The organism is Cellvibrio sp. QJXJ (genome assembly GCF_024452345.1).
Classification (GTDB): domain Bacteria; phylum Pseudomonadota; class Gammaproteobacteria; order Pseudomonadales; family Cellvibrionaceae; genus Cellvibrio.
The window spans coordinates 3,638,918-3,661,857 of the sequence record NZ_CP101662.1; the positions used below are offsets into that span (position 1 = coordinate 3,638,918).

Annotated in this window: 19 protein-coding genes; 6 read left to right on the top strand and 13 right to left on the bottom strand. The window is 53.5% G+C overall.

Going from position 1 to position 22,940, the window contains the following annotated elements:
• Window positions 1–28 precede the first annotated feature (28 nt).
• The 4 genes from NNX04_RS15745 to gmk form a co-directional block, all read right to left on the bottom strand.
• Window positions 29–412 carry a RidA family protein gene (locus tag NNX04_RS15745; protein ID WP_261946410.1) on the bottom strand — a complete coding sequence of 128 codons (384 nt, stop codon included), beginning with the start codon at window positions 410–412 and terminating at the stop codon, window positions 29–31.
• A 23-nt stretch (window positions 413–435) separates the two neighbouring features.
• Window positions 436–2,550, bottom strand: a complete 2,115-nt coding sequence (gene spoT, locus NNX04_RS15750) for a bifunctional GTP diphosphokinase/guanosine-3',5'-bis pyrophosphate 3'-pyrophosphohydrolase (RefSeq protein WP_007638628.1) — start codon at window positions 2,548–2,550, stop codon at window positions 436–438.
• A 60-nt stretch (window positions 2,551–2,610) separates the two neighbouring features.
• A complete protein-coding gene (rpoZ, locus tag NNX04_RS15755; RefSeq protein ID WP_007638626.1) occupies window positions 2,611–2,862 on the bottom strand; it encodes a DNA-directed RNA polymerase subunit omega in 252 nt (83 codons plus the stop codon).
• A 133-nt stretch (window positions 2,863–2,995) separates the two neighbouring features.
• A complete protein-coding gene (gene gmk / locus NNX04_RS15760) occupies window positions 2,996–3,613 on the bottom strand; it encodes a guanylate kinase (protein WP_007638624.1) in 618 nt (205 codons plus the stop codon).
• 446 nt (window positions 3,614–4,059) lie between these two features.
• Here gmk and NNX04_RS15765 point away from each other — a divergent pair, with 446 nt between their 5' ends.
• Complete coding sequence (locus NNX04_RS15765; RefSeq protein WP_261946411.1) at window positions 4,060–4,281, top strand: hypothetical protein; 222 nt, start codon at window positions 4,060–4,062, stop codon at window positions 4,279–4,281.
• A gap of 36 nt (window positions 4,282–4,317) precedes the next feature.
• Here NNX04_RS15765 and NNX04_RS15770 read toward each other — a convergent pair whose 3' ends face one another.
• The 7 genes from NNX04_RS15770 to NNX04_RS15800 all read right to left on the bottom strand — a co-directional run bounded on the left by NNX04_RS15770 (window position 4,318) and on the right by NNX04_RS15800 (window position 14,464).
• Window positions 4,318–5,469, bottom strand: a complete 1,152-nt coding sequence (locus NNX04_RS15770; protein WP_261946412.1) for a TRAP transporter substrate-binding protein — start codon at window positions 5,467–5,469, stop codon at window positions 4,318–4,320.
• Between the two features lie 104 nt (window positions 5,470–5,573).
• Complete coding sequence (uvrD, locus tag NNX04_RS15775; RefSeq protein ID WP_261946413.1) at window positions 5,574–7,796, bottom strand: DNA helicase II; 2,223 nt, start codon at window positions 7,794–7,796, stop codon at window positions 5,574–5,576.
• A 108-nt stretch (window positions 7,797–7,904) separates the two neighbouring features.
• Window positions 7,905–8,303 (bottom strand): hypothetical protein, encoded by a 399-nt coding sequence (locus tag NNX04_RS15780; protein ID WP_261946414.1) that lies wholly within the window; start codon window positions 8,301–8,303, stop codon window positions 7,905–7,907.
• Between the two features lie 384 nt (window positions 8,304–8,687).
• Window positions 8,688–9,272, bottom strand: coding sequence for a hypothetical protein (locus tag NNX04_RS15785; RefSeq protein ID WP_007638603.1), 585 nt, complete (start codon window positions 9,270–9,272; stop codon window positions 8,688–8,690).
• A 390-nt stretch (window positions 9,273–9,662) separates the two neighbouring features.
• Complete coding sequence (locus tag NNX04_RS15790) at window positions 9,663–10,496, bottom strand: CPBP family intramembrane glutamic endopeptidase (RefSeq protein WP_261946415.1); 834 nt, start codon at window positions 10,494–10,496, stop codon at window positions 9,663–9,665.
• 40 nt (window positions 10,497–10,536) lie between these two features.
• Window positions 10,537–12,129: a serine hydrolase domain-containing protein gene (locus tag NNX04_RS15795; protein ID WP_261946416.1), complete on the bottom strand. Its 1,593-nt coding sequence runs from the start codon at window positions 12,127–12,129 to the stop codon at window positions 10,537–10,539.
• Window positions 12,130–12,277: 148 nt separating this feature from the next.
• Entirely contained in the window at window positions 12,278–14,464 is a 2,187-nt protein-coding gene (locus NNX04_RS15800) for a di-heme-cytochrome C peroxidase (protein WP_261946417.1), read from the bottom strand.
• Between the two features lie 287 nt (window positions 14,465–14,751).
• On the opposite strand from NNX04_RS15800, the gene NNX04_RS15805 reads away from it, so the two are divergent.
• From NNX04_RS15805 to NNX04_RS15815, 3 genes are all read left to right on the top strand, one after another.
• Window positions 14,752–15,069 (top strand): DUF4156 domain-containing protein, encoded by a 318-nt coding sequence (locus NNX04_RS15805; protein WP_151055607.1) that lies wholly within the window; start codon window positions 14,752–14,754, stop codon window positions 15,067–15,069.
• Window positions 15,070–15,265: 196 nt separating this feature from the next.
• On the top strand, window positions 15,266–17,353 hold the full coding sequence (ppk1, locus tag NNX04_RS15810) for a polyphosphate kinase 1 (RefSeq protein ID WP_261946418.1): 2,088 nt from the start codon (window positions 15,266–15,268) through the stop codon (window positions 17,351–17,353).
• Window positions 17,354–17,595: 242 nt separating this feature from the next.
• Window positions 17,596–20,229 carry a rhamnogalacturonan lyase family protein gene (locus tag NNX04_RS15815; protein WP_315973053.1) on the top strand — a complete coding sequence of 878 codons (2,634 nt, stop codon included), beginning with the start codon at window positions 17,596–17,598 and terminating at the stop codon, window positions 20,227–20,229.
• A gap of 69 nt (window positions 20,230–20,298) precedes the next feature.
• Here the strand turns inward: NNX04_RS15815 and NNX04_RS15825 are convergent, their stop codons facing one another.
• On the bottom strand, window positions 20,299–21,168 hold the full coding sequence (locus NNX04_RS15825; RefSeq protein WP_007638582.1) for a YicC/YloC family endoribonuclease: 870 nt from the start codon (window positions 21,166–21,168) through the stop codon (window positions 20,299–20,301).
• 164 nt (window positions 21,169–21,332) lie between these two features.
• Between NNX04_RS15825 and rph the strand changes: the two genes are divergently transcribed.
• Together rph and NNX04_RS15835 are read left to right on the top strand one after the other, a co-directional pair.
• The gene (rph, locus tag NNX04_RS15830; protein ID WP_261946419.1) at window positions 21,333–22,055 is read left to right on the top strand and encodes a ribonuclease PH; all 723 of its coding nucleotides are present in this window, start codon (window positions 21,333–21,335) and stop codon (window positions 22,053–22,055) included.
• 115 nt (window positions 22,056–22,170) lie between these two features.
• A complete protein-coding gene (locus tag NNX04_RS15835; RefSeq protein WP_007638578.1) occupies window positions 22,171–22,416 on the top strand; it encodes a DUF2789 domain-containing protein in 246 nt (81 codons plus the stop codon).
• On the opposite strand, the gene NNX04_RS15840 is transcribed toward NNX04_RS15835, so the two are convergent.
• Complete coding sequence (locus NNX04_RS15840) at window positions 22,383–22,907, bottom strand: TIGR02444 family protein (protein ID WP_261946420.1); 525 nt, start codon at window positions 22,905–22,907, stop codon at window positions 22,383–22,385. The genes NNX04_RS15835 and NNX04_RS15840 overlap by 34 nt on opposite strands.
• Between the last annotated feature and the right edge of the window lie 33 nt (window positions 22,908–22,940).

Sequence of the window (22,940 nt, forward strand, 5' to 3'; positions counted from 1 at the left end):
GGCCTTTTTATTAAACGGTTGTGATGAGTTAAATCACCATAATCCCATCTGCTTCAATCAGTGAAGCACGTGGTAATTGGTTGATGCCGATAGCGGCTCGCGCCGGGTAGGGTGGTTGGAAATACTGGCCCATGACTTCATTCACGATTGGGAAGTTGGCCAAGTCGGTGAGGTAGATGTTGATTTTGACTATGTCTTTCAAACTGCCATCGGCGGCTTCACACACGGCAGCGAGGTTTTTGAAAACCTGATGGGCTTGGGCAGCAAAATCGCCTTCCACCAATTGCATGGTTTTCGGGTCGAGCGGAATTTGGCCGGAGAGGTAAACGGTGTTGTTGACTTTCACCGCCTGTGAATAAGTACCTATAGCGGCGGGAGCGTTATCGCTGTGGATAATGGCTTTGTTGGTCATGGGGAAACCTTAATGGTGAGTGATTAATTTTTAGAGCGATTCACGCGAATCACAAAGCTCAGGGTACGGATGCGGCGCATGATGTTGGCGAGATGGATGCGGTTGTGTACGCCGATACACAGGTGGATCACGCTGTTGTGAGCGTCGCGCTCGTGCACGTTGATGTGCTCAATACTTGCGCCCTGTTCGGTGATGCGGGTGGCGAGGGTGGCGATAATGCCGCGCTCGCTTTCCACTTCCACGCGCACGTCCACCAAAAACTCACCGCTGACGGTAGCAGCCCAGTTAACCTGGCTGATTTTATCGGGGTAATTGCGAATCTCGGCGATATTGCGGCAAGTGTCCTGGTGAATCACCAAGCCTTTACCGGAGCTGACATGGCCAATAATCGGGTCGCCGGGAATCGGGCGACAGCAGCGCGCGAAGCTGATCATCATACCTTCGGCGGAATCGATGGTAATCGCCGAGTTAGCAGAGCCGGAGCGCGGCTTGAGTTCGGCATCCGGCTGCAGCAATTTCACCAGCGAATAAACCACTTTGTTGCCCAGGCCTATCTCTTCATAGAGTTTATCCATGGACTCCAGTTGCGCACCGCTCAGCAGTTTTTGCTGCAGCTCCTCGGGCAAATGTTCCAGGTCCAACTGGATTTCGCTCAGGGCGCGGCTGAGCATGCGTTTGCCCAAGCTGACCGACTGATGGTGGCGCTGGTGTTTGAGGTAGTGGCGAATCGCCGAGCGCGCCTTGGCTGACACTGCAAAATTGAGCCAGCTGGGATTCGGCTGCGCGCCTTGAGCGGTGATAATCGCCACCTTTTGCCCGGATTGCAGCGGCTGCGACAGTGGCGCCATGCGGTCATTAATGCGGCAGGCAACGCAGGTATTGCCGACATCGGTATGCACGGCGTAGGCAAAATCGACCGGTGTTGCGCCGGTGGGCAGCTCGACAATTTTGCCTTTGGGAGTAAATACATAGACCTCGTCGGGAAAGAGGTCGATTTTCACGTTCTCGATGAATTCGAGGGAGTTGCCGGCATTTTTCTGCATTTCCAGCAAACCCTGCACCCATTGGCGCGCGCGGTTGTGGCTGGCGTTGACCGGTTCGTCACTATTGGATTTGTACAGGAAATGGGCGGCGATACCGCTGTTGGCCATTTCGTCCATTTCCTTGGTGCGGATTTGCACTTCGATCGGCACCCCGTGCATGCCTACCAGCACAGTATGTAGCGACTGGTAACCATTGGTTTTGGGGATGGCAATGTAATCCTTGAACTCACTGGTCACCGGCTTGTAAAGGTTGTGCACCACGCCCAGCACGCGGTAGCAGGTGTCTACCGAGTCCACCACTATGCGGAATGCGTAGACATCCATAATCTCTTTGAAGAATTTTTTCTTTTGACGCATCTTTTCGTAGATGCTGAATAAGTGTTTTTCCCGGCCAATCACAATGGCGTTGATACTTTCTTTTTGCAGGCGTTTTTCAAACGAGGTCTGGATTTGTTCGACTAATTCTTTGCGGTTGCCGCGCGCGGTTTTGAGCGCCGCTTGCAAACGGGTGGCGCGCAGCGGATACATACAATAGAAGCTGCGATCTTCCAGCTCCAGGCGCACCTCATTCATACCCAAACGGTGGGCAATAGGGGCGTAAATTTCCAGGGTTTCTTTGGCAATGCGGCGCTTTTTGTCGGGCGGCATAGCGCCTAGGGTACGCATGTTGTGCAAACGGTCAGCGAGCTTGACCAGTATCACGCGCAGGTCATTGGCCATGGCCAAGGCCATCTTTTGAAAGTTTTCGGCTTGTTTTTCGGCGTGGGATTCAAATTCGATCTGGGTCAGCTTGGATACGCCGTCCACCAAATCCGCCACCGCATCGCCAAATTGGCCGGAGATTGCTTTTTTACTGATGCCGGTATCTTCAATCACGTCGTGCAGCATGGCCGCCATCAGGCTCTGATGATCCATGTGCATGGTCGCCAAAATGTCAGCAACCGCGAGAGGGTGTGTTATGTAAGCTTCGCCACTGCGACGTTTTTGGCCGTCGTGGGCTTGTTCGGCATAGAAGTAGGCGCGCTTCACCAAATTGATTTGGGAAGGTTCCAGATAAGACGATAGCCGGTGGCTTAAAGCCTCTATGGTTTGCACGCCCTTCTCCAGACAGAATTGCCGCTATGGAGTATAGCGGCGACTGGCATGATCAAAATCTTAGATATCGTTCTCGTACACGCGCTCGGGTTTTGGCTGTGGCAGCGTGTCTTTCTCCAGCAGAATGCTGGCATCGATAAAACCTTCTTCAATTTCGCGCAGGGCGATAACGGTAGGTTTATCGTTTTCGGGTGCTACGTGTGGCTCTTTACCACCGATTGCCAATTGACGCGCGCGCTTGCTGCCAACCATAACCAGTTCAAACCGGTTATCAACGTGATCCAAACAATCTTCAACGGTAATACGTGCCATAACTTTGTGTGCTCTACTTGGTGTGATCTATAGGCGCTTGGGGTGGACAGGCAGCGGGGCTGCAGTCCGGTCGGCTATTATGCGTCAGCGGTGGCATCTATGCCAACCGCACTGGGCACATTTAAACCAATAACTAAGCCAATAACTCCTTTAATAACTGGCTATGGCGCTCGCTTTGGCGTGCCAGGCGGATATGTTGGCTGGTAATCAGCGCCTGGAATTGTGCCAGCGCCACGGTGAAGTCGTCGTTGATGATCAAGTAGTCCGCTTCCACGTAATGCGACATCTCGCTAATTGCCTCGCTCATCCGCGCATCAATCACCGCCACATCATCTTGACCGCGACCGGTCAAGCGTTGACGCAAACAGGCCAATGACGGCGGCAGGATAAACAGGCTCACTGTGCCTGGCATCAAACGACGCACTTGCTCGGCGCCCTGCCAATCGATTTCCAGAATCACGTCGATGCCCTGCTTTAGCGTATCCACCACCCACTGCTGCGATGTGCCGTAGAGGTTGCTAAATACCCGCGCATGTTCCAGAAAGGCGCCCTGCTCCAGCATGGATTCAAACGTCGCGTGATCAACAAAATGGTAATTCACCCCGTCAATTTCACCGGGGCGCATAGGGCGAGTGGTGTGCGACACCGACACACAGACTTCGGGATTGGATTTTACCAGTGCGCTCACCAAACTGGTTTTGCCTGCGCCAGAGGGGGCAGAGACGGTATAGAGCGTGCCGAGGTTGGCCATAAGAGAACCTATCAAACGAAAAAGTGAGCGTGGGATAAACAGATAATGAGATAAATTATGGCACAGCCATTCATAACTCACAGCCGAGGCATTACAAAAAGGTTCAATCATATCTATTGATTGCAAAGCCAAGAGGATCAAATAGCCGACTTTAGCTATCTCTTTCCTGCCTACTGAGAACTCATAATTAAGTCTTAAGTCAATTTTAAATTTTGCCATTTTCAGCTCCATAAGAATGTTCCGCGCACGGCAATACCACCACAAATAAAATGGTCTCCGTAGTTGCGTGGGAAGAGTGGATGAGAGAAAGGCGCTTGTATCTCTCTAATATATGTCAGTTTAAGAAGATGAGTGATCGCAGTGGCAAAACCAGCACAGCCAGAGGAGTTAGAATGTGGATAAATATGTCATAGTAAGCAACCTTATCGATCCTTCGCGAGCACTCCATGTTGCGTCAACTGCTTTCCATCACCCAAACTGCCGAACGCCTGCGTGTGCGCCCTGAATATGTGCGTGAGCTGGTTGCCAAGAAGCGGCTTGAGTTTATTCACGGTGAACAGTTGGATGCGGCGCAGGTAGAACAGCTTGCCAAGCTGATGGAAAAATTGCGCAAAAATGGCATAGCCACATTGGTAGAAATTTGCGCGCAGGATGATCCGGAAAAATAACGCGCGGGTCGAATGTCGCCGCGCGTTAGCATCGGTTTACTGCCGCTGTTGTTCGCGCACCTGATAATAGGTTTGCTCGGAAATTTTTTGATAATCTGCCGAGTCATCCATAAAGGCTTTGTAGGATTCGTAAACCTTTTTGAATTGCGGATCTTTTGCTGCCTGCTGCGCGTAAACCTCTTGGGAAATTTCGTAAAAGCGTGTTAAAACTTCATCGGGCAATTTGCGAATTTCCACGCCCTGCTGCTCTACCAATTCTTTTAAGGCGCGACTGTTGTTGGCGGTGTAGCTGTCAAACATATCCTGGCTCATGGCGCGCGCGGCGTAAGTGACAATCGCCTGCAAATCTTTGGGTAAATTTTCAAATGCTGTTTTGTTGATGATTAATTCCATCGACGGGCCCGGTTCATGCCAGCCCGGATAGTAATAATATTTGGCGATCTGCTGGAACCCGAAGGCTAAATCATTTTCTGGCCCCACCCATTCGGCTGCATCGATTACACCGGTTTGCAAGGCGGTATAAAGTCCGCCGCCGGGAATATTGACTGCCGTGCCGCCTGCTAAATTAAAAACTTCGCCTGCTAAACCGGGAATACGCATTTTTAAACCGCGCAAATCTTCCACCGAATTAATTTCGCGATTAAACCAACCAGCCATTTGTACACCGGTATTGCCTGCCGGGAATGGAATTAAATTGAAGGGGGCGTAAAGTTCACGCCACAATTCCAAACCACCGCCGTGGTTGATCCAGCCATACAATTCTTGTGCATTCATACCAAAGGGCACAGAGGTAAAAAATTGTGCGGCGGGCACTTTGCCGCGCCAGAAATAACTGCCTGAGTGGCCCATCTCCACACTGCCGAATGAGACCGCATCAAACACGCCCATCGCGGGCACTAATTCGTTGGCGCCATAGACATGGATTTGCAAACGCCCGCCCGACATTTCATTAATCACGCGCGCTACATTTTCCGCGCCCACGCCCAAACCAGGGGTATTTTTCGGCCAGGAGGTGACCATTTTCCAGTGGTAGGTTTGTGTTGATGCCGAATCGGAAGCGGGGTTGTTATGTGTTGTAAGTGTTTGGGGTTTGGTTTTTTCCAGCACCAGTGCAGCAAAAACAGCCGCCAATGCGGCGACTAATACAACGATAACCAAGGGGTACCAATTTATTGTTTTGGTGTTCATAGCCTTTGTCTTATCCGTGATTGAACAATACAAAATAAATCATTATTTATTATCAACTCGCAGGGCGCTTTTGGGGAGCGCCCTGCCGGTTTTATGTGGCCTGCTTATAGCCCCGTCAATTTCGCGTATTGCATCACCAGGCGCTTGATGCCAGTGTCGGCGAATTTAATTTGAATCACGGCGTTGGGGCCCGAGCCTTCAAATTGCAAAATAACACCTTCGCCAAACATGGGGTGAGTCACGCGCTGACCGAGGCGAAAACCGGTGTCTTCGCCAGTGTCATACATGGGTTGGCGATTGGACGGTTGGGTAAGTGGGCGTTTAACGCTCACCGGGCGGGTAACTGCGGTTTTTAAACGCACTTCTTCGATACAATCTTCAGGAATTTCTTTCACAAAACGGGACACCGCGTTAAAGGTTTCATTGCCGTACAAGCGACGGGTTTCAGCGTAACTAATAAATAACTTTTCCATAGCGCGAGTGATGCCCACGTAACACAGACGTCGCTCTTCTTCCAATCGATCCGGGTCGTCCGCCGACATTTTATGCGGGAACAAACCCTCTTCCACACCGGCTAAAAACACCAGTGGAAATTCCAGCCCCTTGGCCGAGTGCAGGGTCATTAATTGCACTGCATCTTCAAATTCATCGGCCTGGGTTTCACCGGCATCGAGTGCCGCTGTATCTAAAAATTGTTGCAGGGGTGAGAGCTCTGCATTCTCTTCTTCCGCATCAAAGGCGCGGCAGGCGGTAATTAATTCCTGCAAGTTTTCGCCGCGCGCCTGGCCTTTTTCGCCTTTTTCATTTTGATGGAATAGCAACAAACCGGTGTCTTCTATCACCATTTTGGCGATTAAATCCAAGCCCGGCGTATCGCCGTGAATATCAATTTCGTTGGCATCCTGCGCGAGTTTGTTAATCAAACTTAAAAAGGATTGCAGCGCATTGCCCGCGCGTGCGGTGAGGACTTTATTGGCGAGCATCTGCTCTGCAGCTGTCCACAAGGAGCAGCCCTGTTCGCGTGCAAACAGGCGAATGTCGTCCACGGTTTTTCCGCCAATACCACGCGTCGGGGTATTAATCACCCGTTCAAAACCGGCGTCATCGTGGCGGTTGCTAATCAAGCGCATGTACGCAATTGCATTTTTAATTTCGAGGCGATCATAAAAGCGCTGGCCGCCGTAAATGCGATAGGGAATTGCCTCGCGCAATAAAGCTTCTTCCAATACCCGCGACTGGGCGTTGGAGCGGTACAAAATCGCGATAGTTTTTTTCGCGTGGCCTTTGCGCGCCCAATCCTGAATCCGCTCGACAATAAAACGCGCTTCGTCCTGTTCGTTGTAGGCGGCGTAGAGCGAAATGGGATCGCCTTTGTCGCCGTCCGTCCACAGCTCTTTACCGAGGCGGCCGTAGTTGTGTTTGATCACCGCGTTGGCGGCTTTGAGAATATTGCCGGTGGAACGGTAATTTTGCTCGAGGCGATAAATGTGGGTGTCGGCAAAATCCTGCGAGAAGCGCTGGATATTTTCGATTTTTGCGCCGCGCCAACCGTAAATGGATTGATCGTCATCGCCCACAGCGGTCACGCGCGATTCTTTGCCCGCCAGCATACGGAGCCAGGCGTATTGCACTGAGTTGGTGTCCTGGAATTCGTCCACCAAAATAAACGGGAAGCGTTGGCGATAGTGCTCAAGGATGTGCGGTTTGTTGAGCCAGAGTTCGTGGGCGCGCAGCAGGATTTCGGCAAAATCTACCATGCCACCGCGCTGGCAATCCTCTTCGTAGGCGCGATAAATCTGCAGCATAGTGCGCACAAAAGGATCGGCAGTTTCCTGAATGTGGCGGGAGCGCAGGCCTTCGTCTTTTTGCGCGTTGATGTACCACTGCGCCTGTTTATGCGGCCATTTGTTTTCGTCGAGGTTGAGCGCTTGGTAAATGCGCTTGATCAGGCGCAGCTGGTCGTCGCTGTCCAAAATCTGGAAATTCTGTGGCAGGTCAGCGTCCTGCCAATGGGCTTTGAGCAGGCGATGGGCCAGCCCGTGGAAAGTGCCCACCCACATGGCGCGGCTGTTGATGTATTGATTGTTCTGATTGAACAGTTCATCCAACCGGCTGCGCATTTCGCGCGCAGCTTTGTTGGTAAAGGTCACCGCCATGATCGAATAGGGCGACATCTGCTCCACCTGAATCAACCAGGCAATACGGTGCACCAGCACGCGGGTTTTACCGCTGCCCGCACCAGCGAGGATCAGCTGGTTGGTTGCTGGCGCCGATACGGCTTCGCGCTGTTCGTTGTTGAGTTGATCGAGGAGGAGGGAAACGTCCATAACCTGAGCCAGTAAATACATGAATGCGGGGATTTTACTGGCTAGATATACATATGACTATCTTTGTTTTGATCCAGTGCGCAGGTTTCCGTGATTGCGCCGGCTAGCTTACTTGTTATTCACGTTTTTGGCGCGTACTAACCACACGGTCACCAGTGCGGCCAAGAGTAGCATTATGGGCAGGGATTCAGGCTGGCGCTCGTCACGGCTATGGGGTTGGGCGACGTAAAAGCCGGGGTTAGCCGCCGGTGCCGCGGGGGTAGTCGCTGTAGCAATACTGGCGGCGGCGACCACGGCGGCATCAAAGTAGCCGTCATTGTTTGTGACAGCTACTGTGTGGGGTTGTATGGAAAAACAATCAACTCGGGTGTCTGTATCAGGGGTGGCCAAACAATCCGCATAGGCGGCGTAGCTGTGGGTCGAGATCAAGGCCGCAAGGCTAAATAGCAAACCCAAGGCTGTGCGGGCGGTAACTACAAAAGCCATATTGTGATACTGGTGAGCCATGTCCGTTTTCCTGCTGGTGCGGTGGTATTTGTGAATGTAGCAGCTAAAAAGAGTGATGCAAGTCACGTTTTTGTGGCTTGGTGAGCATGGATTTTAGGTTAAATGTAAATTTAGGCGCCAAGTTGTTGATTTTGTTGAAACACTTGCATCCTGACAAAAAACATCCTTATCGCCAGCTATAAGCAAATAAATGCAAATAAAAAAATGATCCAGCAATCAGGCCGTACCGACTATTGATGCGGACCGCCAAATTGTCGCAACGGATAACCAGGCAAGGCAGAAAACCGGTTTGGCGGGCATAAAAAAACCGCCGTAGGGGTACGGCGGTTTGGGTGGCTAAAGTATCAACATTTACGGGCAATCAATCCTTGCGGTAAACACCCATTATTCGGTTTGGGTGGTGCGTGCACGCGACAGCCCCAGGAACGCCAAACCAATCAGCATCAGTACAATAGAGCCAGTGTCGGGAACCCGGGTCACGGCGCCACGCACGTAATAGCTGATGTGGGAAACGTCCTTAATCTTATCATCAGGTTTCATATCAAACTCGGGTTCACGGAAGGGTGACTCCCATGTCCCGCCGGTAGCGCCGTCAGCAGCCAGATAACCCACCAAGGTAGTGCCCGCGCCGTCCTTGAATATCAGCATCAGGTTGCTGTAGTTGTCCCATACGCTGGCATCCACTGCCCAATTGCCACTTTGGCCTGAATTATCGTCGTATTCGTCTTTATCCAAAAACAGCCAGTCGTCGAAACTAAAAAATTCCTCAGCATTTACTGTTATTGGATCGGTGTTGAGGAAGTCTTGAGTCGCGCTGGTGCTCCTTTCACAGTCGGTGGTATTGGTGACGAGCGCCAAGGTACTTGCATCACAGGCTACAGTGCCCGCCTGTACAGAGCCACATACCAGCGCGCTGACCAAAGCGAGTGTTGCCAGTGGTAAAACGGAAAAGCGATTCCAAGTGTTCATGATTAAATTCCTTCCGCTAGTTGATTGAACGTTCAAGCTAAGCTGTGATTTATCTCACACTTTGGTTTAGCAATTTACGCGCCATATAAATGATTGTTTTGCGGGTTAGGTTAAGCCTCTGTATTGGTGGGGTTTTTATTGCAATATGAAGGAGTTAGCAAAAAAGTTGGCGCGTAACTCGACAAAAAAATCGACGCGGAAATCAGCATTAAAGACTGGGGTTTTTAACGCCAAAAGTGATCAAAAACGGTTTTCAGTGTGAGGGTATCTAAGGCGTGAATCGCTTAGCATAAAAACAGCTCAAAACGGCGCTTTTGCCATTGATCCGCGATGGCGGTGGGTGCGTAGGGCGAGGGTGAATATGTAAAAAAAACCGGCACGGCAGGCCGCTTACCAAAGTTCGACCGGCCACTGCCCTTTGCGCAACAAGGCGGCTATATCCATGCTCAAGGCGACACCGGCATGTACCAAAACCCCGCCCCAAATAGAGCGCGATTGCAGTGCCAAAATACCGAGGAAGAGGCCAAATAAAATCGCCCCCGTTGCCTCCAGCCAGAGTTTGGGGAAGTGAATCATCAGGTAGGGGACACACATCACCCACACGGCATTGGCGCCGATTGCCGGGCGCAGGGCGTTCACCATAAATCCACGGAAAAAGAATTCCAGAAAGATGAACTGGCTTATATACAGCAGTTCCCACAGCAGGAAATCCAACCAGCTGCGCCCGGCCTTGTTGTAAAAGGGGTAATGGTTGACGAAGTCCTCGCCCAAGCTGACCAGTACCACAAAGACCAGAATCGGGCTGAGTAGCAGCAAATAACCGCGCCAATGCTGGCCGACTTGATTCCAGCGCCAGCCGAAATCGACCATTTTTTCGTTGAACAAAAAACGGATCACCAGCCAGGGAATAACAATAAACGCAAACAGGTGGCAGCCAGTCCACCAGATATAACCCGCCAATTCCAGCCAGCCGCTGGCCTCCAGCGCGCGTAGGTAATAACCCGCATCCTGCAATTGCCATTGCCCCAAGCGGGCAAGCAGCTCGTGCAAATTTACCGAGTAGCGGCTGTAGTTGAGGATCAACAGGCTCACGCTGACACAGGCCAGCACCGTAAAAACCCGGCGCAAAGCCGCGGGGCGGCTCAATTGGTAGGAAGGTGATTCGGCATCGATGGTATCCAGCGCCTGCAAAATGCGGCGCGGGTGCAAGTTGGCCAGTGCCATAGTTGTCCCTCGGCGGTAGCGGTGAAGCCTTGAGTCGCGGTTATTGTTTTTTGGCGCGGGCCGCCTGTTGTGCGCGCTCGTGCATATCTAAAAATTTGAAGATTACATCGCGCGCCAAACGGGTTTCCGAGTTGGAGAGGAACACCATGCCGATTTGCAGCTCGCGGTTAAATACCATCTCGGTGCGGAAGCCTTTGACGTGGCCGCCGTGATGCACAAAGTTTTTGTTGCGACCGTAATCAAACACGCGCCAGCCCAGCCCATAGGCGGTGTTGCCCACGGCTTTGCGCACGCCGTAGTAGTTCTGCTCGGGTGTGTTTTTGGTGACCCGCGACTGAATGGGTTTGAGCACCGCGAGTGGTAGGGCATCCTGACGGCGACCTACTTGCCCCAGCAAAAACTTGGACATATCCACAATACTGGCATTCACTCCGGCAGCCGGGGCAACTTTGTACCAGTTGGCCACCACGGCCGTGGGCACCCAGCGGTTGCCATTGGCGATATGCGGCGCGGCGCGGTTGGGCGAGGCGTTATAGCTGTTCAAACCGTAGGAAGCGCTGCGCATCCCCAAGGGTTCAAATATTTTTTTGCCGACGTAGGACTCAAAACTCATGCCCGATTTCTGTTTGATCATATCCCCCGCGAGGCTGTAGGTGACATTCTGGTAGGCGTAACACTTGCCGGGCGGGCAAACGAAGTTCACATAACGCAGGCGGTTCACCACATCGGCATAGTTCATGTTTTGGTCGATATAGTGGCTGTAAGTGTGGCGCGGCAACCCCGATGATTGGCTGAGCGCATGGCGCAGGGTCAGCTGCTTGCCGTATTTGGCATTTTTAAAGCTGACTTTAGGCAGTACCGAGGTAATGGTGGTATCCCAGCTGATACCACCTTCATGCACCAGCACGCTGGCGGCGGTAGCGGCTACGGGTTTGGAGAGCGAGGCCAGACGGAATACCGTATCGGGGGTGACTTTCTCGCGCGTGCCCGCGCGGCGCACACCATAGCCCTGCAGGGATTTAATCTGCCCGCCCGAGACGACCACAATCGCCACGCCCGGTACAAAGGGCGCAATTTTCTTCGCCACATAATCCTCAAACTCTGCCACAAACGCCTCGGGGTGGCCGCTTGGGTAGCGTGGTGCTTTGATCGGCGCGGTAGTCACCAGCGGAATGTTCGCGGCAGGTTCGGGCGCCGGTTTTGGCTGTGCGGTTTTGGCAACGGCCGGCTTGGCGGCTGCCGATGAAGTCGGAGGTTTGGTGGCAAGGGGAGCCGCGGGGCGACTGGAGGCCTGCGCTTGGGAGGCGGCAACCTGGGCTCTGGGAAGGGTGAGCGGAATGGGAACCGGTTCTGGCGCGGCAACACTGGAGGCTGCAGCCGATGAGGCTATTGGGGCGGGCGCCGTCTGGGTGAATTGGGTGGTTTGCAAGCCGTGGGCGGATGGCTCTGCCGCCGTGGCTACAGCGCTGGCGCTGGCACTACTGTGCTGCTGGAAGGGCAGCGCTATGGGCACAGTCACCCGCTTGGTGCTGGCCAGGGTGGTCGCGGACGCGAGCGCCAGCAGCAGCGCAACCAGGGGTGGCATGCTCGGCAGGCGGAGATTTTTACAGCGCTTACTGATGGTTAACAACATATGCCGTCGGGCAACTCAAATTAGGGTAATCCACATACAACAACGCCACCCTGCTCACGCCCGCCGCAAGTGCCGGGCGTGAAGAGAGTGGCGTTATCGTTCCTTTGACCAGTGCAGTAGCAACAAAGTTTTGGCTAGCGCACCTTAACTACAAGGTTTTTATGTATTCGACTAAATCCCAGCGCTGGTTTTCCGTCAGCGGTTCCTGCTGCTGACCTTTAACCGGCGGTGAGTGGATGGTGCCGTATTCGTGACCTGAATTAAAGTCGCCGCGCTTGTCGGCCTTGAATTCAAAGCCGGGGTATCCCTCGCTGCGCAGGCCGATTTTGATCGGGTCAAACTCGCGGCTGCCCACCATAAACTGATTGGGGCGGTATTCTCCGTCCTCAGGATCACCCGGACGCTTCACTGGCAACAGCAGGTCGTAAATACTGGGCACCGAGCCATTGTGCAGGTAGGGCGCCGTCGCCCAAATGCCATTCAAGGCTCGCGCTTTGTAGGATAGCAGCGATTGATAGGGTGCCGCGGTAGTATCCGCCAGATAGTTGCCGGATTTTACACTGGCTTTGATTTCATTATCAAAAAAGGATTTGGCCATTAAATAGAGCCAGTCCAGGGTGCGGCGCGGCAGCCACTTATCCGGGTCGGGTTCGGTGGCCACTTCACCCATGGTGGCGGCAGTCAGAATCTGCACCACTGGCGCGCGGTCTTTAAGTACCAGTGAACCCACACTCTCACTTTGATAGGTGTTTTTAAAGTTACCGGAATAGCCCGTGTAATTAACGCTGTTTTCGGCCATGGCCCGGTCAGTGCCCACCACATCGATATTGGACATGTCGGCCACCAAGATGCGATCCCGGTCGGTGCGATCCGCCACTTCATGGCAGGACTCACAATACTCGGCATAGAGTTTACGCCCGCGGCGGACCTTGGCGTAGTCGATGCGCCACTCGGGCAGTGCGCCAAATACCGCATTGGCCTTTTGCTGCTCCGGGTTTTTGGTGTGGGTTTCAATCGTCGGCCAGACCGGTGAGGTCAGGCTTTTAAGGTGCGATTCGAGACGCGACAGGTTCACCATATCAATCGAGGAGGAAAAGTCGATTTGGTAACTTTTGCTGCGCTGACCGGTGAGCAGGGACGACAAGGTCCAGCCGCGCTTGTGGGCGGTCCAGTCCAAAATGCCGAACACACCAATCACTTCCCCGGTATTGCGCCCCAGCGGCCCCATGCCCGCATTGCTCGCCAAGCCATTCCACTGCACATAGTCAGACTGGGCGATGTCCCATAAAAAGGGGTAGCTGACGGGGGCGTTAGGTTCGTTGAAAATCAGGGCCTTGATGCGCTCCATATCCACCATGCCGAGGCCGGGGTAGCCGTCATCGGTAGACATCAAGCGCTCGATAATTTTGGCAAACTGTAGGTCGCCAATAATGGTCTCGCTGATCTTGTACAGCACCTTGTCCACCTGTGCGGCGGTCATGAGGTTGGTGTCGCCATCGGCTTTGGTGGCGCCGATGAGTACATCGCGCAACTGTTTGCGGCTGATCACATGTTCCAGCACCCGGTTGTAGATGCGCCCAAAGGCATCGAGGCGCGCATAACCGTAGTCGACACTGGAGTGGTTAATAGTGTTGTAGAGGTTAATTTTGCGGGTCCAGCGTTTGAGGTCGCTCTGCACATCCTCCGCGCGGCTGTAGCTGTTATTCAGCGTCAACACCTGCTGTACAAAGCGCTGGTTTTTTTCCGCGTCGGTGAGCGCGCGGGTCATGCTTTTTTCCAGCTCGGTGAGAAAACCCACCATATCAGCCAGCGCCGGGCCACCGTCGATCCGGATGGCCGTACCTTTGTAGTTAACCTGACCCGTGTGGCAGGCGGCGCAGGTAAACCCGACGTAATCCTTGCCTTTATAGCTCTCTTTGACAAAGCCGACCGGCAGGCCGTCGGGGTTGAAGAAAGTGGGTTTTTGCGGCAGGTAGCGGTATTTGTCGATCAGGCTTTTGGCGCGAAACGGCTCGTTGAATTCGGCCTGTTCCAGGGCGATAAAAAAGTCGTAGGGAATCAGTGCCGAGCCTTGGGTGGTGTTGTAGTACCAGAGGCTGTCGTTGGCGCTCCAACCCTGATCCAGGTAGATGGGGGTGGAATAGTTCTCGCCAAAAGTGCCGTTTTCTACCGCCAGCGCACCGCGCACCGGGTCGTCGTCCCATTTTTGGTAGAGTTTGCCAATGGCAAGAGTGATTGACATAAAAATACCCAGCACTGCCAACAGCTTGATTAGCCGCCGCAGATTTTGCCGGTTGAACAGGTGATGACGGGCACCTTGCGGTGATGAACCCATGGGTAAACTCCTCTTTAGGGATTGTCCTATCGCTGAATCTGATTATTGGTCGTACAACACGGGGGTGACGCATATTAGTCACAGCGCGGCAGCGGGGCCGGATGCGCTAGCGCTAAAGATACTACTGCCGATAGCGATTGCCCAAATTTATTATCTTTGATGCCACAGGCTTGCGCGCGGCAAGGCTTGCAACCCTGACGCGCTGGCATTAGTGTAGCCGCGAGTTTTTGGTCGTTGGCTAGTATCTGACCAGCGACTACCCCACCATCACTTGCGAGGATCTGCTTATGAAAAAAATGTCTCTGTTGGCTGTAGCCCTGGTATCACTCACCAGCGCCTGTACTTGGGTGAAAGTGAATGAACAAGGCAGCAATGTGGCGGTTGCCAACGCCGCTAACGTACGCAGCTGTGAAAAAGTCCGCACCGTGAATGTAAAAGTGAAAGATAACTTTGTTGGTTCTATGAAGCGCGACCCTAACAAAGTGGCCACTGAATTGACCAACATGGCACGCAATGAAGCCAGTTCATTTGGTGGTGATACCATTGTTCCGGCCAGTCTGGTGAACAATGGCCGCCAGAGTTTTGATGTATACAAGTGCAACTGATTCGTCGCTGATTCCCACCAGTGGATCAGTCACCAAGGCCTGCAAGTGCAGGCCTTGTTTTTCCTTCCCGCCGCTATTTTTCATTCTCACCTAACGGCCCCGCCGCAGCGATTCTTTGCTAGTGTTACAACAGGAACACTACTGTCTTATTTCTGTCACACAATTGCCATAATCTGGCGCAACTTATTGGCTTCACATGAATCGTGTTACGAGGTACAAGGTGGATAACGCCTATTTCAACCGCGAGCTGAGCCTGCTCGAATTCAACAAACGTGTTTTGCATCAAGCCTATAACCGCAGTTTGCCACTGCTGGAACGGCTGCGATTCCTGTGTATTTTTTCCACCAATCTTGACGAATTTTTTGAAGTGCGCGTGGGTGGCCTGGTAGAAATTCTGGAGCGCAATGCGCCCCCAACCCAAGGGCCGGACGGCCTGACCCAAACCCAGACGCTGAATGAAATTTCTGTGCGCGCCCATCAATTGGTGGATGAGCAGTACCGCATTCTGAATGAAGAAGTGGTGCCGGCGATGCGCGAAAACGGCATCTCTGTGCTGCGCCGCGACGAGTGGACGCCAGAGCAAATTGTGCATTTAAAGCAGGTGTTTCTATCCGAAGTGCTACCGGTACTCAGCCCCATCGGCCTGGACCCGGCGCACCCCTTTCCGCGCATCCTCAATAAAAGTTTGAATTTTATTGTACGCCTCGATGGCAAAGACGCGTTTGGGCGCAACTCCGGCCGCGCCATAGTGCAGGTGCCGCGCTCGCTGCCACACATTGTCGAATTGCCCAAAGAATTAGTCACCCAAGGGCGCGCATTTGTTTTTGTCTCCTCCATTATTCATTTTTTTATGGGTGAGATTTTTGTGGGCATGACGGTGATGGAAAGTTACCAGTTCCGACTCACCCGCAACTCGGACATTTTTCTCGATGAAGAGGAGACCGATGACCTGTTGCGCGCGGTGCAAGGTGAACTTGCCTATCGCCAATATGGCGACGAAGTGCGCCTGGAAATTACCGACACCTGCCCCGGCGAGCTGGAGCAGTTTTTATTGCAGCGCTGCGAAATTAAAGAGCGCGATTTGTATCGCATAAACGGCCCGGTGAACCTCAATCGCTTTGCCGATTTATTTGAACTGATCAAAACCCCGCAACATTATTTCAAACCGTTTGTGCAGGCCATGCCCAAACTGCCCAAGCGCAACAACTCGTATTTTGAAATGTTGCAGAAGCAGGATATGTTGCTGCATCACCCCTTTGACTCATTTCAGTGTGTGGTGGATTTTTTACGCGAAGCCGCTGCCGACCCCCAAGTGCTGGCGATTAAACAAACGCTTTATCGCACCGGCTCCAACTCACCAATTGTGGATGCCTTGGTTGCCGCTGCCAAAGCGGGCAAAGAGGTGACCGCGATTGTGGAATTGCGCGCACGTTTTGATGAAGAACAAAACGTGGCACTGGCCGAGCGTTTACAGCGTTTTGGTATTCACGTGATTTACGGTGTGGTCGGTTTTAAAACCCACGCCAAAATGATTTTGGTCGCGCGCCGCGAACAGACCAAACTGCGTTATTACGTGCATTTGGGCACCGGCAACTATCACCCGCGCACCAGTAAAATTTATACCGACTATGGTTTGCTCACCTCGGATAAAGATTTGGGTGAAGATGTCTACCGCGTATTTTTGCAATTATCCAGCATGGGCAAAGCGTCCAAAATGGAATCGCTGTTGTATGCGCCATTTACTCTGCACAAAGGTATGGTGCGGCGGATTCGCACCGAAAAAGAAAATGCCGAGCAGGGCAAACCCGCCCATATCATCGCCAAAATGAATTCACTTTATGATGAAGAATTGGTGAACGAATTGTATGCGGCCTCGCAGGCCGGCGTGAAAATTGATTTGATTGTGCGCGGTGTATGTCAATTGCGCCCCGGCGTAAAAGGGCAATCGGAAAATATTCAGGTGCGCTCGATTATCGGCCGGTTTTTGGAACACCATCGCGTGTTTTATTTTGAAAATAACGGCAACCCGGAACTCTACTGCTCCAGTGCCGACTGGATGGTGCGCAACATGTTTCATCGCGTGGAAACCTGCTTCCCGATCAAACACAAAAAAATCCGCGACCGTATTTTGGAAGACCTGGATTTATACCTGCGCGACAATACCCACGCCTGGATTCTGCAAGAGGACGGCAGCTACCTGCCCACCCAACCCAAACAGGGCGAAGAGGCAATTGATGCCCAGGCGATCCTGTTGGAGCGCTGGTCGGCGCACGTCGCGAGTTGATTTAACTTTATCCTCCGCATTACCTGCTGACTGGCTGATTCCAAAGCCAGTCAGTGGTAATTTTTATTTGTAAAAATCACTTCAATACACAAAATCCTGTGCATACCCAGTTCACATTTTGCACAATTTGTGGCGCTGAAAATCGGTCTGGCGTACAACAGCGCTTCGCTATAAATCAGATTTATATAACCTCGACAAGCCCTTGCGGCACTCCTAATAATCAATAAGTCGAGATTACAGTCATGGAACAATCACAATCACAATCACAGATCGCCCCGTCGCAGCCCATCCATTCACCCACTATTGATCCACCGCCGCCTTCGCGCCGATTGCCTAAAATGCTGCGGAATTGTGTATGTGCCGGCCTTATCGGGCTTGCGGCGGCGCCCGTTTTTGCGGCGCGCCAAGCGGAATATCTGGATCGCGGTGTCGTTGCCCTGCCCGCAGGCAATGGCGTGTTTATCAGTTGGCGCATGCTCGGCGATGACCCGGCGGCGGTTGGTTTTAATGTCTATCGCAACGGCAGCAAAATCACCGCCACGCCCATTACCAACAGTACCAATTACCTTGATAGCAGCGGCACCACCAGCGCAGCCTACACCATTCGCCCGGTAATCAATGGCGTCGAATATGCCGCTAACGCAGCCAAAGCGACCTGGTCTAACCCCTATCTGGCGGTAAATTTGAACCGCCCCAATGGCGGCACCACGCCCAGCGGTGAGGCTTATACCTATTCCCCCAATGACTTGAGTGTGGGCGACCTGGACGGCGATGGACAGTATGAAATTGTCGTGAAATGGGACCCCTCCAACGCCAAGGACAACTCCCAAAGCGGTTACACCGGCAACGTGTTTATCGATGCCTACGAGATAAACGGCACCCAGTTGTGGCGTATTGATTTAGGCCGGAACATTCGCGCCGGCGCCCACTACACGCAATTTATGGTGTACGACCTGGACGGCGACGGCAAAGCCGAAGTGGCCATGAAAACCGCCCCCGGCACCCGCGACGCTGCAGGCACAGTGCTTGGCGGCAGCAATGCCAACACCGATTACCGCAATAGCAGTGGTTATATTCTCAGCGGCCCTGAATACCTAACCGTATTTAACGGCCATACCGGTGTCGCCATGGCAACAACGGATTATTTGCCCGCGCGCGGCACGGTCAGCAGCTGGGGCGATAATTACGGCAACCGGGTGGATCGCTTCCTCGCTGGCATCGCCTATCTGGATGGCACCCGCCCCAGCCTGATCATGGCGCGCGGTTATTACACCCGCGCAGTACTCGTCGCCTGGGACTGGCGCAACGGCCAACTCACTCGCCGCTGGACATTTGACAGCAATAGCAGCGGCAATGGCGCCGCTGCGGGCCAAGGCGCCCACAGCCTCACTGTGGGCGATGTCGATCAGGACGGCAGGGATGAAATCGTCTATGGCGCCGCCACCATCAACGACAACGGCAGCCTGCTCTATTCCACTGGCCTCGGCCATGGGGATGCGCTGCACTTGAGCGATTTCCTGCCCAGTCGCCCCGGTTTGGAGGTGTTTATGGTGCATGAATCGCCCAGTAGCTACGGCAACCACGGCGTGGAAATGCACGATGCCAAAACTGGCCAGATCATCTGGAGTTTTCAGGGCGGTGGCGATATCGGGCGCGGCGTGATTATGGACATAGACCCACGCACCCCGGGCGCCGAGAGCTGGGCCAGCGCCGGTGGTATCAATTCGGCCAGTGGTAGCCAAATCACCAGCAGCAAACCGGCATCGATCAATTTTGCCGCCTGGTGGGATGGCGATCTGCTGCGCGAACAGCTCAATAACACCATGATCGACAAGTGGAATTACAGCACTAACAGCAGCTCGCGCCTGCTCACCGCCTACAACTATGGCGCGGCCTCCAATAACAGCACCAAAGCGACACCGGGGCTTTCGGCCGACCTGTTGGGCGACTGGCGTGAAGAGGTGATCTGGCGCCACGAAAACAACAGCCAATTGCTGATCTTCTCCACCAACACTATCACCGCCCATAAGCTGCGCACGCTAATGCACGACAGCCAGTACCGTACCGCCATCGCCTGGCAAAACGTAGGTTACAACCAACCGCCGCACCCCGGTTTTTTCCTCGGCGATGGTATGGCGACACCGCCTGCACCGGATCTGTATTTTGTCGGCACCAACCCCAACGCCGGGCCGGTAAGTAGCAGCTCATCCAACAGTTCAAGTTCTGTGGCGCCCGTAGCGGTCACCCTCGGGGGCAGCGCCGGCAATGGTCAAGTTGCGCTCAGTTGGTCTGCGAGCGGGACGATTAGTGCGATAGAAATCTATCGCGACACCGATGCCGACCCCGCCGGGCGCACGCGCATCGCATCGCTCGCCGCCAGCACCCGCAGCTATACCGCAACTGATCTCAGCAATGGCACGGCCTATTGGTTCTGGGTGAAATACACGGCGAATGGTGTGTCATACAACTCCAATGCCTTCAGCGCTACACCCACTGCCGGTTCCAACAGCAGTGCAGTCGTCACCAGCAGTGCGCTTTCCAGCGTCGCCTCAAGTTCGGCTTCCAGTGCAGTGAGCGGGGGCAACTGCAGCTACATCGTCAGCAACAACTGGGGTTCGGGTTTCACCGGCACCATCCGCATTACCAATACGGGCACCAGCGCAATCAACAACTGGAATGTGAGTTGGAACTACAGCGGCAGCACGCGCATCACCAGCAGCTGGAACGCAACCCTCAGCGGCAACAACCCCTACAGCGCCACCCCCGCCGGCTGGAATGCCAGCATTCAACCCGGCCAGTCAGCAGAGTTCGGTTTTCAAGGAACCCACTCCGGCACGGCAGAAATCCCCGTGGTAACGGGTTCAGCGTGTAATTAATTGTCTAGCCCAATAAAAAGGCCGATGGTGTTTTCCATCGGCCTTTTTATTGGGTGTGCGACAAAAAATTTATTCGATATTTTGGATCTGTTCCCGCATTTGCTCAATCAGCACCTTCAATTCCACCGCTGCCTGGGTGGTATCGCTCACAATACTTTTTGATGAGAGTGTATTGGCTTCGCGGTTGAGTTCCTGCATCAAGAAGTCAAGGCGGCGGCCTAAGGAATCGGTTTGTTTGAGGCTGCGTTTGACTTCGATGACGTGGGTGTCCAGGCGATCCAATTCTTCGTCCACGTCGGCTTTTTGCGCGAGTAAAACAATTTCCTGTTCCAGGCGCTCCGGGTCTAACTCCACTTGCAGGGCGCTGAGTTTGGCTTGCAGTTTTTCGCGCTGTGCGGCGAGGATTTCGGGCATGCGCGCGCGCACTTTTACCACTTGTGTGGAGACGCTGTCCAAGCGGCTGAGGATCAGCTGTTCCAGTTCTGCGCCTTCGCGCGAGCGGTGTTCGATTAACCCTTCCAGTGCGCTGTCAAATAATTCGAGCGCGGCCTGGTGCATGGCGTCGCGGTCCAGCTCCTGCTTTTGAATCACACCCGGCCAGCGCAAAATTTCCAGCGCATTTACTGGCGCTGCAACATCGCCCAGCAAGCCGTTGATTTGTTGTGCAGCTTTGGTGAGCTGCGCGACTTTGGTGAGGTTCAGGCCTAATTCGTTTTCACCTTCCTGTTCCCAGTGCACGTTCAAACTGGCTTCGACTTTACCGCGCTGCAGCGCTTTACGCATGGCGTCGCGCAGGTGCGGTTCTATTTCGCGGAAATCCTCGGGCAGGCGGAAGCTGGGTTCAAGGTAGCGGTGGTTGACGCTGCGAATTTCCCAGACGAGGGTTCCCCAGGGAAGTTTGGCTTCGCGGCGTGCGAACCCGGTCATACTGCGTGGCATAGTAAATCCTCTAAAGGCGCGGGTTGGGCGATCAATGCTGGTCTTGTCGGCCCTTGAGCTGGTAGAGTTCCCGCGTAAATTAATTGTCATAACCGATGCGGGATCTTATCACAGCCGCCCGCTTTACCTTTTAAAGTTCCCTTTTTGCAGTAAGGATTCAAGCCATGCAACGCCCTAGCGGTCGCACTCCCGACCAGTTACGCCCTGTTCGTATTACCCGCCATTACACCAAACACGCTGAAGGTTCTGTGTTGGTGGAATTTGGCGATACCAAAGTGATTTGTACGGCCAGTGTGGTCAATTCAGTGCCACCATTCTTACGTGGTCAGGGGCAGGGTTGGCTCACCGCCGAATACGGCATGTTGCCGCGCTCCACCGGCACGCGTATGGATCGCGAAGCCGCGCGCGGTAAACAACAGGGGCGCACGGTGGAGATCCAGCGTTTGATTGGCCGCTCGCTGCGTGCCGCGGTGGATTTAACCGCGCTGGGTGAAAACACCATTCATATTGATTGCGACGTTATTCAGGCCGATGGTGGCACCCGCACCGCCTCCATCACCGGTGCCTGGGTCGCACTGGCGGATGCGATTAACTTTCTCAAAGCGCAAGGCAAGGTGACGGGTGAGCCGCTCAGACGCGGTATTGCGTCTATCTCAGTAGGGATTTACCAAGGTGTGCCGGTGGTGGATTTGGACTACCCCGAAGACTCCTCCGCCGACACTGATATGAACCTGGTGCTGGGCGATGATGGCGGTATTATCGAAATTCAGGGCACTGCCGAAGCCGAACCCTTCAGCGAGGCGGAATTTGCTGCCATGTTGAGCTTGGGCAAAAAAGCCATTGCGGAGTTGCATACCCTGCAAAAGCAAGCATTGAGTGCCGGTTAATGACGAAGTGATAAAAAGGGGGCGCTCTGTACGCTCCTTTTTTTATGAAAAAACAATTGAACGTTTCCCCGAAAGGGGATTCATACTTTAAGGGATATAACACGGAGGATCTTTTATGAATCAACAACCCATGGGCATGCCGGAACTCTTTTCCCAGCTGGGCTTGGATAATGACTACGCGGATATCGCGCAGTTTATCCAACATCACCCTTTACCCGCCGATATACGCCTTGCCGATGCCAGTTTCTGGACACCATCCCAACGCGCCTTTCTGCGTGAAAGCTGGCAGCAGGATTCCGACTGGTGCGAGCTGGTCGATCAACTGGATCAAATGCTGCGCAAAACGCCAGTCAAACACTGAACCAGGGAATCTATTGCGCCGCGCTTCACACCCGCGTCATCCAGATAGCGGCGCAAATTCCTGCCTTCAAATTGTGTGTTCCCAATAGCCATCGGTTTTAGGCCGTTAGGCTGTTGCAACCACTGCTGGGTCAGGTCTTGTAATTGCATCTGCAATTGCTGCTCGGCGGCCAGCTCGGCTTGTTTGATATGTTTGCGCACCCCCTCAATCACTTCGTTCTGAATACCAAATTCCGCCTTTATGCGCTTGCGTAAATGGCGCAAAGGCACCACGTAATGATGATCCCAGCCGCGAGTGCGGCGTTGGGCTTCGTGCAGATGGGCATCGTCCAGGGCCAGCCCTTTGCATTCCAGCCATACACTCCAAAGCAATAAATTCACATTGATGCCCTGCTCATCCTGCAGGCGTAAACAGGTATCTGCCACGTCGGGTTGCGCATAGAGGGCGAGGGAAAAATCCCACAGGGAATCGAGTTGGGCAGGTGTGGGCATTGCAGAATCCGCTAGCAGGGGTTTAGGGCAAGT

Coding starts and splice junctions, on each gene's coding strand:
- NNX04_RS15745 (WP_261946410.1), bottom strand. CDS start 412: ATGACCAACAAAGCCATTATCCACAGCGATAACGCTCCCGCCGCTATA.
- rpoZ (WP_007638626.1), bottom strand. CDS start 2,862: ATGGCACGTATTACCGTTGAAGATTGTTTGGATCACGTTGATAACCGG.
- gmk (WP_007638624.1), bottom strand. CDS start 3,613: ATGGCCAACCTCGGCACGCTCTATACCGTCTCTGCCCCCTCTGGCGCA.
- NNX04_RS15765 (WP_261946411.1), top strand. CDS start 4,060: ATGTTGCGTCAACTGCTTTCCATCACCCAAACTGCCGAACGCCTGCGT.
- NNX04_RS15770 (WP_261946412.1), bottom strand. CDS start 5,469: ATGAACACCAAAACAATAAATTGGTACCCCTTGGTTATCGTTGTATTA.
- uvrD (WP_261946413.1), bottom strand. CDS start 7,796: ATGGACGTTTCCCTCCTCCTCGATCAACTCAACAACGAACAGCGCGAA.
- NNX04_RS15780 (WP_261946414.1), bottom strand. CDS start 8,303: ATGGCTCACCAGTATCACAATATGGCTTTTGTAGTTACCGCCCGCACA.
- NNX04_RS15785 (WP_007638603.1), bottom strand. CDS start 9,272: ATGAACACTTGGAATCGCTTTTCCGTTTTACCACTGGCAACACTCGCT.
- NNX04_RS15790 (WP_261946415.1), bottom strand. CDS start 10,496: ATGGCACTGGCCAACTTGCACCCGCGCCGCATTTTGCAGGCGCTGGAT.
- NNX04_RS15795 (WP_261946416.1), bottom strand. CDS start 12,129: ATGTTGTTAACCATCAGTAAGCGCTGTAAAAATCTCCGCCTGCCGAGC.
- NNX04_RS15800 (WP_261946417.1), bottom strand. CDS start 14,464: ATGGGTTCATCACCGCAAGGTGCCCGTCATCACCTGTTCAACCGGCAA.
- NNX04_RS15805 (WP_151055607.1), top strand. CDS start 14,752: ATGAAAAAAATGTCTCTGTTGGCTGTAGCCCTGGTATCACTCACCAGC.
- ppk1 (WP_261946418.1), top strand. CDS start 15,266: ATGAATCGTGTTACGAGGTACAAGGTGGATAACGCCTATTTCAACCGC.
- NNX04_RS15815 (WP_315973053.1), top strand. CDS start 17,596: ATGGAACAATCACAATCACAATCACAGATCGCCCCGTCGCAGCCCATC.
- NNX04_RS15825 (WP_007638582.1), bottom strand. CDS start 21,168: ATGCCACGCAGTATGACCGGGTTCGCACGCCGCGAAGCCAAACTTCCC.
- rph (WP_261946419.1), top strand. CDS start 21,333: ATGCAACGCCCTAGCGGTCGCACTCCCGACCAGTTACGCCCTGTTCGT.
- NNX04_RS15835 (WP_007638578.1), top strand. CDS start 22,171: ATGAATCAACAACCCATGGGCATGCCGGAACTCTTTTCCCAGCTGGGC.
- NNX04_RS15840 (WP_261946420.1), bottom strand. CDS start 22,907: ATGCCCACACCTGCCCAACTCGATTCCCTGTGGGATTTTTCCCTCGCC.